This is a genomic window from Rhodococcus xishaensis, from assembly GCF_004011825.1.
Classification (GTDB): Bacteria; Actinomycetota; Actinomycetes; order Mycobacteriales; family Mycobacteriaceae; genus Prescottella; species Prescottella xishaensis.
Window position 1 is genome coordinate 148,621 of record NZ_RKLO01000006.1, and the last position, 13,403, is coordinate 162,023.

Consider the following 13,403-nt stretch of genomic DNA (forward strand, 5'->3'; position numbering starts at 1 on the left):
GGGTGAACTAATGGCTTTGGTCGCGTCAGGGCGATTCCTTCGTACCCGACGACGAGTCGCGCGCGTATCACGCGCGATCGATCGACTCGGCGAGCAGGCGCTGTTTTACTGGCGTGCTCTGATCTGGGCGCCCCGTGCGCTCGTCCACTATCGGAAGGAAGTGCTGCGGCTCGTCGCCGAGATCAGCATGGGCACGGGCGCGCTCGCGGTCATCGGCGGCACCGTCGTCATCGTGGGCTTTCTGACGCTGTTCACCGGTGGCACCATCGCGGTCCAGGGCTTCAGCTCACTCGGCAACATCGGCGTCGAGGCGCTCACCGGCTTCTTCGCGGCGTTCATCAACGTGCGCATCGCGGCACCGGTGATCGCCGGCATCGGCCTGGCCGCCACCATCGGTGCCGGTTCGACCGCGCAGCTCGGTGCCATGAGGGTTTCCGAAGAAGTGGACGCGCTCGAGTCCATGGCGATCCCGTCGATTCCGTACCTGGTCTCGACCCGCGTGATGGCCGGCATGATCGCGATCGTCCCGCTGTACTCGCTCGCGGTGATCGCGTCCTTCGTGGCCAGCCGGTTCGCGACGGTGTTCCTGTACAACCAGTCTCCCGGTGTCTACGACCACTACTTCACGACGTTCCTGATCCCGACGGACATCCTGTGGTCGTTCGCGCAGGCGATCGTCATGGCGTTGGCTGTCATGCTGATTCACACCTACTACGGGTTCAATGCGAGTGGCGGTCCCGTGGGTGTGGGCGTGGCCGTCGGTAAGGCCGTTCGTGCGTCGCTCATCGCGGTCGTGACCGTGACCCTGCTGATCTCGCTGGCGATCTACGGCCAGTCCGGCAACTTCAACCTGTCGGGTTAGAGCGGAGGGACCATGCCCGAAGCAAGGTGGAAGACGAAACTCGCCGCGACCGTGATGGTGTTCGGTCTGGTGGCGATCGTTGTGCTGGCGTTGACGATGTTCGTCGGTGGTTTCACGAGGAGCGAGCCGGTGACGGTGACCGCGCCTCGTTCGGGTCTGGTCATGGATCCCGACGCCAAAGTCAAGATGCGCGGCGTCGAAGTCGGCCGTGTGGCCTCCATCGACGAGATCGGCGGTCAGGCGGAGCTCCGATTGGACATCGATCCGTCCCAGATGCATCTCATCCCGTCGAACTCGACCGTCGAGATCAAGTCCACCACCGTGTTCGGTGCCAAGTACGTCAATTTCGTTGCGCCCGAGCATCCGTCGCGGACGTCGTTGCAGCCGGGTGCCGTGATCAGCGCGAACAGCGTGACGGTCGAGTTCAACACGCTGTTCCAGCACCTGTCGGAGTTGCTTCAGCAGATCGAACCGGAGAAGCTCAACGCGACACTCGGAGCCATCTCGTCGGCGCTCAACGGTCGCGGCGACGATCTGGGCCAGCTTCTCTCCGAGTCCGACGCCTACCTCAAGACGATCAATCCGGTACTGCCTCAACTTCAGGCGGACCTGGATTCGACGGCGATCGTGGCCAACCTCTACGCGGACGTCACACCCGACCTGATGGCCTTTCTCGACAATGCGACTGTGACCAGCGGCACCCTCGCCGACGAGCGGGACAACCTGCGAATGACGCTGGAGAACGTGGCCGCGTTGGCGAGGACCGGGAACCTGGTGCTCACCGACAACGAGGCAGACCTGACCCGATCGCTCGCGCTGCTCGAACCGACGACGGCCCTACTGGCCGGGTACTCGCCGAGCATCTCCTGCACCATCGTCGGGCTCAACAATGCTCGCCCCGCCGCCGAGGCGATCGAGGGCGGCAACCAGCCTGGCTTCGCGATGAGCGCGAGCTTCATACCCGGATTCGAGCCCTACACCTACCCGGACAACCTCCCGGTGGTCAACGCCACCGGCGGACCGAACTGTTGGGGTCTGCCGGACTTCGATCCAAGGCGTGACGGCGACGCGCCGTTCGTGGTCGCGGATACCGCGATCGTGCCGTACGTGCCGTCGACCGAGGCTTCGCTGAACGTGCCCAAGCTGTTCCAGTGGCTGTATGGGGGCATTGCCCCACAGGAGGGGCAGAATTGATGCGTGCGACGACGGTGAAGCTGCTCGCCTTCGCTACGGTGATGGTGCTGGTCTTCGCCGGCCTGGCTATCGTTTTCAGCCAGGCACGGTTCACCAGCACCGTCGGCTATCGCGCTGAGTTCACCAACGCCTCCGGTCTGAAGACCGGCGACAAGGTGCGGATCGCCGGGGTCCCCGTTGGCTCGGTCAACGATGTCAAGGTGGGCTCCGACAACCTCGCGCACGTGAGCTTCAACGTGGATACCCAGTACCCGTTGCTGCAGAGCGTCCGGGCCACGGTCCGCTACGAGAACCTCGTCGGCGACCGGTATCTCGAGCTCATGGAGGGAGCCGGATCCGCCGAGACGCTCGCCAAGGGCGGCACGATCCCCGAGTCCCAGACCGCGCCGGCATTGGACCTCGATCTGCTGCTCGGCGGATTCAAACCACTGCTCCGCGGTCTGAGCGCGGATCAGGTCAACGATTTGACCGGCTCTCTGCTGCACGTTCTGCAGGGCCAGGGGGGCACCTTGGTGTCGTTGCTGGGCAGCACCAGCTCGTTCACCTCCGCGCTCGCGGACCGGGACGAGCTGATAGGGGACGTCGTCAACAACCTGAACGCCACCTTGAAGACGATCAATGACAGGGGCGATCAGTTCTCGTCCACGATCGATCAGCTTCAGCAGTTGGTCAGCGGCTTGGCTCAGGACCGGGATCCGATCGGCGCAGCGATTCCCCGGATTGCCACGTCCACCAATGATCTGGCGGTGCTCCTGCAAGGCACGCGCCCGGACCTGCAATCGACGATCACCGAGGCGGGCAACCTCGCCACGAATCTGCAGAACGGCCAGGACGAAATCAACTGGGTGCTCGAACGGTTGCCCGACGCGTACACGAAGCTGATCCGGACGGGCACCTACGGCGGCTTCTTCCAGTTCTACACGTGCGAGGTGGCATTCAAGTTCTCCGGACCGGAGGGGCAGGAGCTGCGAGTGGATCTGCCGACTACTCCGGAACAGACGACCGGAAGGTGTGAGATGCAGTGAGCACGCGCGAACGAAATCTCCTGCGGACCGGCATCATCGGCGTGGCGGTCTCGGCGGCGCTGGTCCTGGCCGGCCTGCAGTACGACCGGCTGCCATTCCTGTTCGGCGGTGTGCGCTACGAGGCGCTCTTCGAGGACGCGGGTGGTCTGCTTCCCGGTGACTTCGTGACCGTCGCCGGTGTCAACGTCGGCAAGGTCGAGGACGTCGAACTCGACGGGAGCGTCGTGCGGGTGTCCTTCTCGATGAACGAGGGTATTCGACTCGGTGACGACACCGGCGCCGACATCAAGACCAACACGATCCTCGGAAGAAAGTCGTTGCAGGTGACTCCCGAGGGGTCCGACGTCATGCGGGTGGGCAGCACAATCCCTCTGACACGCACCAATTCCCCATACTCGCTCAACGACGCGTTAGGGGATCTGACCGCGACGGTCTCCGACTTGGACACGAACCAGCTGAACGACTCTCTCAACGCGATATCGGACTCGCTGACCGACACACCGCCCGAACTCAGGGCGGCACTCGACGGTGTCACCCGTTTGTCGCAGAGCATCAACTCGCGCGATGAGTCCCTGGAAGAACTCTTGGCAAGGGCCGAAGGCGTGACGGAGATCCTCGCGGACCGCAGCGATCAGATCAACGCACTGATCCTCGACGGCAACTTGTTGCTCGGCGAACTCGATCGCCGGCGTAACGCGATCAGTGAGCTGATCACCAACGTCTCCGCCGTCTCCCAGCAGCTCACCGGTCTGGTGCACGACAACGAGCAGCAGATCAAGCCGACCCTCGACAAGCTGAACGCCGTCGTTGCCAACCTGCAGAACAATAAGGACAACATCGGCCGGGCCATTGACGGGCTGGGCCCCTATGCGCGTTCACTCGGCGAGGCCGTCGGCAGCGGCCCGTTCTTCATGGCCTACGTTGCGAACTTCAGTGTCGGAGCCCTTACCCAGACGTTCGTCGATCAGTTGGTGTGGCCCGAACACGTCCCGCAGGACCTGGAGCAGTTCCCGCCGCTGACGACCCAACTCCAGGATCCGAACCGATGAGCGACGACAAGAAGCAGACGAATCCGAGGAAGCGGTGGCTGATCGTCGGCGGTGCCGCGGTTGTCGCCGTCGCCGTCCTCGTTGCCGGCGTCCTCTATCTGTTCCCGGGTCTAGGGAAGACCACGATCACCGCCCACTTTCTCTCCACCACAGGCCTGTACGCCGGTGACGACGTCCGGGTGCTCGGGGTGAAAGTCGGGACTATCGAGAGCATCGACCCGAACGGCACCGGTGCCACGGTCGTCATGAATGTCGACCGTTCCGTGGACATTCCGGCCGACGCCAAGGCTGTGATCATCGCGCCCAGTCTCGTTGCGGCGCGGTTCATCCAGCTGACCCCTGTCTACACGGGTGGTCCGGAAATGGCCGACGGCAGCGAGATCCCACTCGAACGTACTGCGGTTCCGGTGGAGTGGGACGAGATCAAGGCCGAGCTGACCAGGTTGTCGAACGCACTCGGGCCGCAGGGCGCCGCGGACCAGGGTTCGCTCGGCAACTTCATCGACACCGTGGGCGACAACCTCGACGGCAACGGCGATGCACTGCGCGATACCCTGGTCGAGCTCTCCGACACGATCGAGACGCTGTCGGACGGTCGGACAGACTTGTTCGGGACCGTTCGGAACCTGCAGCAGTTCGTGTCCGCGCTGGCCGCCAGCGATGAGCAGATCGTGCAGTTCGGAGGCCGACTCCAATCGGTGTCGTCACTACTCGCGGAGACCAGCGACGAACTCGGGAGAGCCCTGCAGGACCTCGATGTCGCAATCGGCGAGGTGAACCGGTTCGTGAACGAGAACCGGGAATCGTTGACCGAGCAGGTCGGCCGGCTGGCGGACGTGACGTCCGTTCTCGCCGAAAAGCGATCGCAGCTCGAGCTGGTGCTGCACATCGCGCCGAACGCACTGGCGAACTTCAACAACCTCTACAGTCCCAAGCAGGGATCCCTGAACGGGGTGCTCGCGGCCAGCAATGCGCGGAACCCCATCACCATGGTGTGTGGCCTGATCGCGGGGCTCGAGACCAACGACTCGGATCGGTCGGCCGAACTGTGCGCGCAGTACCTGGGCCCGGTCCTCAACTCGGTCGCTACGAACTACCCGGGCCTGCTGACCAATCCCGCGATCTCCCAGGCCGCCCGGCCCGACCAGATCGCCTTCAGCCCGCCGAGCCTGGCGAGTGAGGTGCCCACGCGTTCGGCGCCCACGACCATCGCCGGCCCGCTGGCCGCCCTGCCGACGGTCTCTGTGCCGAACGGTCTCGGGGCGCTACTCAATCCCGGAGGTGGGCGATGATCGAGCGTGGCAAACGCACCCGCGTCGCGACGGCGTCCGCCATCGCCGTGACGTTGACGCTGGCCGTGTCGGGGTGCGCGTGGAACGGGCTGAATTCGGTGGCGTTGCCCGGCACCGAAGGCCGCGGGGAAGGGGCGTACAGCGTTCAGATCGAGATGCCGAATGTGACTACGCTGTCGCAGAACTCGCCGGTCCGGGTCAACGATGTCGCGGTCGGTGCGGTCACCGGCATCGAGGTGCAGGACTGGCACGCACTCGTCACCGTGTCGCTGAACCCCGATGTGCATCTGCCCGCGAACGCGACCGCGAAGATCGGGCAGACAAGCCTGCTCGGATCCCAGCATCTCGAACTGGCGCCGCCGCTCGGTGTGGCACCGGAGGGCACCCTGAGGGACGGGGATGTGATCCCGCTCGAGCGGGCGGGCGCGTATCCGACTACCGAGCAGACGCTGTCGTCGCTGTCGGTGGTGATCAACGGTGGAGGCCTCGCCCAGATCAACGACGTCACACGCGAACTCAACGCGGCCCTGAACGGACGCGAGGACTCGATCCGCGACCTGCTGCCGCAACTCGACCAACTCGTCGGCAGCCTCGACGGTCAGCGCGCCGAGATCGTCTCCGCGATGGAGGGTATCGATCGACTCGCCGGAACCGTCAACGCCCAGACCGATATCCTGACCCGGGCCCTGGACGATGTTCCGCCGGCGCTCGAGGTGCTGGTGGGGCAGCGACAGAACCTGACCAACGCGCTCATCGCCCTCGGCGACCTCAGCGACACCGCGACTCGAGTGATCAACGAGAGTGGCGACGACCTGAAATCGAACCTCGCCTCGCTGTCACCGGTTCTGGCGGAGCTGGCCGGTACCGGTGACTCGCTGACGGAGGTGCTGTCGCTGCTGCTCACCTTCCCGTTCTCGATGAAGACCATCGATCAGGTCTTTCAGGGCGACTACGCGAACCTGAACATGATGATCGACCTGACCAATCAGCGACTGGACGATAACTTCCTGGCAGATACCGGTCTGGGCGTAACGCTCGGTGGCCTCGAGGGCGCGCTGGGCTCGATCGCGGGTGTGGCAGGGCAGGCGAACGATCCGCTCGGCATTCCCGAGCCGAGCGGGCCCGACCTGATCCAGCCTGAGCCGACACCTGTATCGGCAGAAAGTGATTCGCCCGGAGGAGCGCCGACGCCATGAACCTCTCGAAGTTCGTCCGTGTCCAGCTGGTGATCTTCTCGATCCTCACGGTGGTCGGTCTGGTGGTGATGACCACCCAGTACGTGCAGGTGCCGGCAATGCTGGGGATCGGTCAGTACCGGGTGACAGTGCAGTTGCCGTCGACCGGGGGACTGTACTCGAACGCCAACGTCGCGTTCCGTGGCACCAATGTCGGCAAGGTCGAGGACGTGGTGCTCACCGAGGACGGTGTGGATGCGAAACTGTCCATCAGCAGCGGCTACCGCATTCCGGCGGATTTGGATGCGGCGGTCAAGAGCGTGTCTGCGGTCGGTGAGCAGTACGTGGATCTGATCCCGCGCACCGACTCCGAACCGTTCCTTGCGAACGGTGACGTGATCCCGGTCGAGGACACCTCGGTTCCGCAGGATGTCGGCGAAATGCTCGATCAGGCGGACGTTCTGGTCCAGAGCATCTCGAATACCAAGTTACGCATGGTCGTAGACGAGTCCTTCCGGGCGTTCAATGGCGCCGGTCCGGACCTGCAGCGGTTGATCGACTCGGCGCGCCTGTTCGTCCAGGAGGCGAACAACAACGTCGACGCGACGAAGACTCTGATCGAACAGGCGGAAGGGCTTCTCGATACGCAGCTGGACACGAGCGACGCGATCCGTTCGTGGACGCGGGATCTCGTGACGTTCTCGGATCAGCTGCGTGCCAGCGACCCTCAGATCCGTGGTGTGCTGGAGGCAGCCCCGGACGCGGGCGCGCAGGCCACTGAGCTGTTCCAGGGTCTCCAGCCGACGTTGCCGTTGTTGCTGGCCAACCTTGTGAGTGTCGGCGAGGTCACCACGATCTACCACAAGAGCATCGAGCAGGTGCTGGTGATCTACCCGCCACTGGTGGCGGCTTTGGTGACATCTGCGCTCAAGGGGCCGATCGACGACGGTGCGATCGTGAACTTCGCCCTCGAATTGAACGATCCGCCGCCGTGCACCACCGGCTTCCTCCCCGCCGATCAGTGGCGAGCAGCCAACGAGCGGACGGTTCCCCCCACCCCAACGGACCTGTTCTGCAAGGCGGCCCAGGACGATCCGACGACGGTCCGCGGCGCGCGTAACTACCCGTGCATGGAGGTCCCGGGTAGGCGGGCGCCGTCTCCCGAGGAGTGCCGTAGCGATACGGGATTCGTTCCGGAGGGCAACAACCCGCCCAGTGGGCCACCACAGGATCCGTCTGTACCCTCTTACACGACCGCCCCGGCGGCCTATGACGGGGCGTCCGTGCCGGCCACGGCCCGCCCCTACGACCCGACGACGGGTAAGTACACCGGACCGGACGGTCTGCTGTACTCGCAGCCCGGGTTGGCGGATGGAACACCGAGAGAGGACACGACGTGGCAGACGATGATGACACGTCAGCAGGACTGACACTGGACGCACAAGAGCGCCCGCGGCGTCGGCGAGCTAGCCGCGGTGCCGGGCCCGCGAACGGGACCATCCCCTCGAAGCCTGTCGGTGAAACACGAGTTCCCGAGATCGGCGAGGGCGCCGAGGCCACGGTGTCGTCGCAGAAGGGGTCGTCGCAGAAGGAGTCGTCGGCAAACGAGTCGTCGGAAGAGAAGCCGTCGGAGAAGGACTCGTCGGACAGGGACCACGAGACGGCGACCACGACCGGCGAAACCGCGGCGGTCGAAAGGCCCGAGGCCGAGACGGATTCCGGTGACCACCCGGCCACGACCACCGGCAGGGGTGCGCGGAGTGGTCGACTGTTCGCCGCCATCGCGGCCGGGGCGGCGCTCGTCGTCGCGCTCCTCGGTGCGGGCGGTTGGCTGTTCTTCCAGCAGAACGCTGCCGACGAGCGCGACGCGCACCGAGACGCGGTCGTGAAGGTCGCTCGTGAGACGGTGCTCAATCTGACGACGATCAAGCCGGAGACGGCCGAGGAGGACGTGGACAAGATCCTCGCCGGTGCGAGCGGCGCGTTCGAGGCCGAGTTCGACGGTCGGGTGGACCCCTTCGTCAGCGTGGTGAAGGAGGCGGGTGTGACAACGGTCGGGACGATCCTGGAGGCGGGGATCGAGAGCGAAGACGGCAACACCGCAAAGGTTCTCGTAGCCGCGCGTGCGGACGTCAGCACTCCCGACGGCACCCAGGGCGGGCCCCGCGACTTCCGGATGAGGGTCACGGTCACCGACGACGGAGGGGTCATGACGGCATCGCAGGTGGAGTTCGTGCCATGATCGACAAGACACTGACCAAGGTGCTGGCGGCAGTCGCCGGAGCGGTGGTTCTCGCGCTCGTCGTCGGCGTCGGGATCTTGTCCAAGGGGTATCTGGACGATCGCGCTACCGAGCAGGCCCGTATCGATGCTGTCCAGGCGGCGACCAACCAGGCGACCGCGATGCTCTCCTACAACTACAACGACGTGGACGAGCAGTTGGCGGCCGCGGCAGACGGACTCACCGGGGACTTCAAGGACGAGTACGACAAGCTGGTGCAGGAAACCATTGCGCCGGGGGCGAAGGAGGGGAAGATCACCGTCGAGGCCACCGTGCAGGCGGGCTCGATCGTCTCCGCAACCCCGGAGGATGCGGTGGTGCTGCTGTTCGTCAATCAGATCACGACGAGCGATGAGTCGCCCGATGCGGCCACCACGGGCAGCCGCGTGCGGATGTACATGCACAAGGAAGGCGACCGTTGGCTCACAGGGCGGCTGACACCGGTGTAGCTGATCAGCGAACCGACCGACCCGAGAAGGGCTCCCGCGCGAAGCGGGAGCCCTTCGTCGTCAGGTGACAGAGTCGTATGGTTGGCAGGGTTGTTCGGCGACAGAGCTATTCGCTGATCTCGCCGTCGGACGGCAGCAGTGCAGACCCGGCGACGCCATGCTGCCCGAGTGCGTCGAGGAACGAGCGGGCCCAGCGGTCGACGTCGTGCGCGAGGACCTGGCGGCGCAAGGCACGCATGTGGCGGCGGCCGTCCTCACGCTTTTGATTGAGCGCCTCCTCCATCTTGTCCTTGACGTCGTCGAGGTCATGCGGATTGCACAGGAATGCCTGACGGAGTTCTGCTGCGGCGCCGGTGAATTCGCTCAACAGGAGCGCGCCACCTAGGTCGCTGCGGCAGGCCACGTACTCCTTGGCGACCAGGTTCATTCCGTCGCGCAGGGGTGTCACCAGCATGAGGTCGGCGGCAACGAAGAACGCGATCAGCTCGTCGCGCCCGATGGGACGGTGGATGTAGTGCACGACCGGCCGGCCGACCTGGGCGTACTCGCCGTTGATGCGGCTGACGGTCTGTTCGATCGCGCCGCGCATCTGCACATAGCTCTCCACACGCTCGCGGCTCGGGGTCGCGAGCTGGACCATGACCGTGTCGGTGGGGTCGATGCGCCCCTCCTCGAGAAGTTCGTACAGAGCGTCGAGCCGGACATCGATGCCCTTGGTGTAGTCGAGGCGGTCGACGCCCAACATGATGTACTTGGGGCTACCGAGTTCCTTGCGAATTTGCTTGGCACGGTGGCGAATCGACCTGCGTCGCGATAAGTCGTCGAGCTGGCCCGAGTCGATCGAGATGGGAAACGCGCCGACGCGGACGGTGCGGAACCCGACCTGCACCACGCCCAGCTTGGACCGGACTCCGACAGCTCCGCGGGAGGTCTGCTGCCCCGCGAGGCGACGGGCCAGGTACATGAAATTCTGTGCGCCACCTGGGAGATGGAAACCGATGAGGTCGGCCCCGAGTAGCCCCTCGACGATCTCACGTCGCCACGGCATCTGCATGAAGAGCTCGACCGGGGGGAACGGGATGTGCAGGAAGAAGCCGATGGTCAGGTCGGGGCGCAGCATCCGCAGCATTTTCGGTACCAGCTGCAGTTGATAGTCCTGGATCCACACCGTGGCGCCCTCGGCGGACGCTGAGGATGTGGCCTCCGCGAAGCGACGGTTCACCTCGACGTACGCGTTCCACCACTCGCGCCGGTACTCCGGCTTGACGATGACGTCGTGGTACAGCGGCCAGAGGGTGGCGTTGGAGAAGCCCTCGTAGTAGTCGGCGACTTCCTGCGCGCTCAACCGCACGGGGTAGAGATCGAGACCGTCTTCGACGATCGGGTCGAGGTCGACGTCGGCGACACCGGGCCAGCCCACCCAGGCGCCCTGGTTACTGCGCAGGATCGGCTCCAGCGCGGTGACGAGTCCGCCAGGGCTGCGCTTCCAGCGGGTCGTACCGTCGGGCAGCTTCTCTAGATCGACCGGGAGCCGGTTCGCGACGACGACGAACTTGGATCCGGTGCTACCTGCGTTGTCGGCCTCCGCAGATGCTTCCACAGATACGGAACCCTCGGAACTCGTAGTCGATCCCGAGGGCGCAGTCACCGGATTTCCCGCTCCTTCTGTTTTGTCTGTGTTGTGTTTGCTCGTGCTGTGTCGTGTTCGGGAAGCTGCCGTTCTTGGAAGTCGGGGTCAGTCGCTCTTCGGGTTCGGGCCGATCCCGAGCATCGAGAGCAGCATCCGGCATTCGTCGGCATCGGCGGCGTAAGCAGCGACGACGCGCTGGGCCTGCCGGGCGGTCTCGTCGGCTACGGGCTCGAGGTCCTCATCCGCGATGTCGTTCTCGGTGGTCGTCTTCGCGGCCATCTTGTTCCTTCCGGGCTTGCTGGGACTTCTCCGCAGGCGGTTCTGACTGCGACTCTATGAGAACGGCACCGGTCGGCGCTACTTGCCGTCCCGTAAGGGTGTTTTCACTCCAGTGATATGTGTTCACTCGAGGGATTCGGGGAACCGTTCTGGCTCCTCGGTGCTGTATTGGCCGCCGGGGCGGGGGCTCGGCGACCTCAGCTGGGCTTCAGCGCCCCAAATACCCGCCTCCATGTGGGAAGAACTCTCGGCCCGGCACCTCGGTGCCGTCGTCGAGGCGAACGCGCTCGATGACGAGACCCTTGTTCTGCCCCGTGCGGGCGTCGGGTCCGGCCACGATCACCATGCCGTCGCCCTCGTGGATGAACACGCGGCCCGGGGTGCCGCCGTAGTTGCCCTTCGACACCGACGACCGCAACACCCGAATCCGCCGGCCCTTGAACGTGGTGAACGCGTTGGGGTAGGGATCCGATTGGGCGCGCACCAGACGCTCGATGGCGTCGGCCGGCCAGGTCCAGTCGATGCGACTGTCCTCCTCGGAGCGCTTGTGGAAGAACGTGGCCTTCGAGCGGTCCTGCGGCGTCCAGTCGGTTCGGCCGGACTCGATGAGCGCGAGCGCGTCGAGCGTGATGGGGCCGATCATGTCCACCGTGCGGTGGAACAGGTCGGTCACGGTGTCCTTCGGGCCGACTGGGGTACGGCGCTGCAGGACGATATCGCCTGCATCGAGTTCCTCGTCCATCAGGTGTGCGGTCAGGCCCACCTCTTCCTCGCCGTTGATGAGCGCCCAGATCAGCGGGGAGAAACCGGTGTACTTCGGTAGCAGCGAGTCGTGGATGTTGAGAGTGCCGTAGCGCGGCGCGTCGAACACGTCACGCGGCAGCCACGTCCGCCAGTTGTTGGCGACGATGATGTCCGGCTGGGCTGTCTTGAGCGCGGCCTTGAAATCTTCGTCGGGTCGGTTCGCGATGTGAACAGGGACCCCGTGCTCGGCGGCGAGGTCGGCGACCGAGTCCGCCCACATCTTCTCGTAGGCGTGCTCACTCTTCGGGTGGGTGATGGCCAGGACCACCTCATGATCGGAGTCGAGGACGGCCTGCAGGGTACGGTGGCCCCAGGTTTGGTAGCCCAGCGTGGCGACTCTCAACGCGATCCTCCTGGTCGGGTTGTGCCGGTACAGCCGCCACTCGCGACGACGATGAATTAGGTTACCCAACCCTATTCGATGGAGTGAACGCAGCACGAGGAAGGCCGACATGCCCATTGCGACCGTCAACGGGATTCCCCTGAACTACCAGGTCAAGGGCGAGGGAGACCTCGTCGTCCTGATCATGGGGACGGGCAGCCCGGGCCGTGTATGGGATCTGCACCAAGTCCCGTCGCTGGTCGCTGCCGGCTACCGGGTGTGCACGTTCGACAACCGCGGCATCGCCCCGTCGGGGGAGAGCGCCGACGGCATCGCCATCGAGGACATGGTGGCCGACACCGCCGGCCTGATCGAGCTGCTCGGCGGTTCCGCGCACGTCGTGGGCACGTCGATGGGCGCCCGGATCGCGCAGGAGCTGGCGCTCGCGCGACCCGAACTCGTTCACAGGGCCGTCTTCCTCGCCAGTCACGCGCGAATGGACCGTTTCCAGCAAACCCTCAACGAGGGTGAACGCGACCTGATGGACTCCGGCATCACGTTGCCGTCGAAGTACCGCGCGGCCGTGACCGCGGTCATGAATCTCTCGCCCGCGACGCTCGCCGACCAGCACGCGGCCCGCGACTGGCTCGACGTCTTCGAGTTCTCCGGTGGAGAAACCTCGCCTGGCTTGCGCGCACAGTTGGCGATGGACCGCGACTTCGACCGGCGCGGCGCCTACCGGGGCATCACCCGCCCTTGCCTGGCTGTCGGCTTCGCGGACGACCGGATGATCCCCGCCTACCTCGCGAAGGAGGTTGCGGACGCCATTCCGGGCGCTCTCTACCAGGAGATCTCCGACGTCGGGCACTACGGCTACCTCGAGCGCCCCGAGGCTGTGAACAAGGTGATCCTGGACTTCCTCGCCGGCTGATTTCGGGCGGCGGATCTCGCCGGACGAGCGGGGTGAGCGGGCAGATGGTCGCGACGACGTGGGTTAGCCTATCCTAAAGTTCGTTTTCTGCGGCCGTCTCGTACGGTGCA

The 13,403-nt window shown here is 65.1% G+C and carries 13 protein-coding genes; 10 read left to right on the forward strand and 3 right to left on the reverse strand.

Annotation, left to right across the window (positions count from 1 at the left end; translation table 11 throughout):
• Positions 1-10: 10 nt before the first annotated feature.
• From EGT50_RS14920 to EGT50_RS14960, 9 genes are read left to right on the forward strand one after another with little or no spacing between them, the layout of a single operon-like run.
• Positions 11-862: an MlaE family ABC transporter permease gene (locus EGT50_RS14920; protein WP_127955450.1), complete on the forward strand. Its 852-nt coding sequence runs from the start codon at positions 11-13 to the stop codon at positions 860-862.
• Positions 863-874: 12 nt separating this feature from the next.
• Positions 875-2,056: an MCE family protein gene (locus EGT50_RS14925; RefSeq protein WP_127955451.1), complete on the forward strand. Its 1,182-nt coding sequence runs from the start codon at positions 875-877 to the stop codon at positions 2,054-2,056.
• A complete protein-coding gene (locus tag EGT50_RS14930; RefSeq protein ID WP_127955452.1) occupies positions 2,056-3,081 on the forward strand; it encodes an MCE family protein in 1,026 nt (341 codons plus the stop codon). Before EGT50_RS14925 ends, EGT50_RS14930 begins: the two co-directional genes overlap by 1 nt.
• Complete coding sequence (locus EGT50_RS14935) at positions 3,078-4,130, forward strand: MCE family protein (protein ID WP_127955453.1); 1,053 nt, start codon at positions 3,078-3,080, stop codon at positions 4,128-4,130. The genes EGT50_RS14930 and EGT50_RS14935 overlap by 4 nt, the downstream gene beginning before the upstream one ends.
• Entirely contained in the window at positions 4,127-5,422 is a 1,296-nt protein-coding gene (locus EGT50_RS14940; RefSeq protein ID WP_127955454.1) for an MCE family protein, read from the forward strand. The genes EGT50_RS14935 and EGT50_RS14940 overlap by 4 nt, the downstream gene beginning before the upstream one ends.
• The gene (locus EGT50_RS14945; RefSeq protein WP_127955455.1) at positions 5,419-6,618 is read left to right on the forward strand and encodes an MCE family protein; all 1,200 of its coding nucleotides are present in this window, start codon (positions 5,419-5,421) and stop codon (positions 6,616-6,618) included. The genes EGT50_RS14940 and EGT50_RS14945 overlap by 4 nt, the downstream gene beginning before the upstream one ends.
• The gene (locus EGT50_RS14950) at positions 6,615-8,027 is read left to right on the forward strand and encodes an MCE family protein (protein ID WP_127955456.1); all 1,413 of its coding nucleotides are present in this window, start codon (positions 6,615-6,617) and stop codon (positions 8,025-8,027) included. The genes EGT50_RS14945 and EGT50_RS14950 overlap by 4 nt, the downstream gene beginning before the upstream one ends.
• Positions 7,994-8,839, forward strand: coding sequence for a hypothetical protein (locus EGT50_RS14955; protein WP_235870770.1), 846 nt, complete (start codon positions 7,994-7,996; stop codon positions 8,837-8,839). Before EGT50_RS14950 ends, EGT50_RS14955 begins: the two co-directional genes overlap by 34 nt.
• Positions 8,836-9,327 carry a h domain protein gene (locus EGT50_RS14960; RefSeq protein ID WP_127955457.1) on the forward strand — a complete coding sequence of 164 codons (492 nt, stop codon included), beginning with the start codon at positions 8,836-8,838 and terminating at the stop codon, positions 9,325-9,327. The genes EGT50_RS14955 and EGT50_RS14960 overlap by 4 nt, the downstream gene beginning before the upstream one ends.
• A 106-nt stretch (positions 9,328-9,433) precedes the next feature.
• Here the strand turns inward: EGT50_RS14960 and EGT50_RS14965 are convergent, their stop codons facing one another.
• From EGT50_RS14965 to EGT50_RS14970, 3 genes are all read right to left on the reverse strand, one after another.
• On the reverse strand, positions 9,434-10,927 hold the full coding sequence (locus EGT50_RS14965) for an alpha,alpha-trehalose-phosphate synthase (UDP-forming) (protein WP_127955458.1): 1,494 nt from the start codon (positions 10,925-10,927) through the stop codon (positions 9,434-9,436).
• Between the two features lie 135 nt (positions 10,928-11,062).
• Positions 11,063-11,236, reverse strand: coding sequence for a hypothetical protein (locus tag EGT50_RS17080; RefSeq protein ID WP_164873425.1), 174 nt, complete (start codon positions 11,234-11,236; stop codon positions 11,063-11,065).
• Between the two features lie 208 nt (positions 11,237-11,444).
• The gene (locus EGT50_RS14970) at positions 11,445-12,383 is read right to left on the reverse strand and encodes a methionyl-tRNA formyltransferase (RefSeq protein ID WP_127955459.1); all 939 of its coding nucleotides are present in this window, start codon (positions 12,381-12,383) and stop codon (positions 11,445-11,447) included.
• Positions 12,384-12,492: 109 nt separating this feature from the next.
• On the opposite strand from EGT50_RS14970, the gene EGT50_RS14975 reads away from it, so the two are divergent.
• Positions 12,493-13,293, forward strand: a complete 801-nt coding sequence (locus EGT50_RS14975) for an alpha/beta fold hydrolase (RefSeq protein ID WP_127955460.1) — start codon at positions 12,493-12,495, stop codon at positions 13,291-13,293.
• Positions 13,294-13,403: the final 110 nt, after the last annotated feature.

Excerpts from the sequence above, each read along its gene's own strand:
- EGT50_RS14975 (WP_127955460.1), top strand. The coding sequence starts at position 12,493 with ATGCCCATTGCGACCGTCAACGGGATTCCCCTGAACTACCAGGTCAAG.
- EGT50_RS14920 (WP_127955450.1), top strand. The coding sequence starts at position 11 with ATGGCTTTGGTCGCGTCAGGGCGATTCCTTCGTACCCGACGACGAGTC.
- EGT50_RS14925 (WP_127955451.1), top strand. The coding sequence starts at position 875 with ATGCCCGAAGCAAGGTGGAAGACGAAACTCGCCGCGACCGTGATGGTG.
- EGT50_RS14940 (WP_127955454.1), top strand. The coding sequence starts at position 4,127 with ATGAGCGACGACAAGAAGCAGACGAATCCGAGGAAGCGGTGGCTGATC.
- EGT50_RS17080 (WP_164873425.1), bottom strand. The coding sequence starts at position 11,236 with ATGGCCGCGAAGACGACCACCGAGAACGACATCGCGGATGAGGACCTC.
- EGT50_RS14960 (WP_127955457.1), top strand. The coding sequence starts at position 8,836 with ATGATCGACAAGACACTGACCAAGGTGCTGGCGGCAGTCGCCGGAGCG.
- EGT50_RS14930 (WP_127955452.1), top strand. The coding sequence starts at position 2,056 with ATGCGTGCGACGACGGTGAAGCTGCTCGCCTTCGCTACGGTGATGGTG.
- EGT50_RS14945 (WP_127955455.1), top strand. The coding sequence starts at position 5,419 with ATGATCGAGCGTGGCAAACGCACCCGCGTCGCGACGGCGTCCGCCATC.
- EGT50_RS14950 (WP_127955456.1), top strand. The coding sequence starts at position 6,615 with ATGAACCTCTCGAAGTTCGTCCGTGTCCAGCTGGTGATCTTCTCGATC.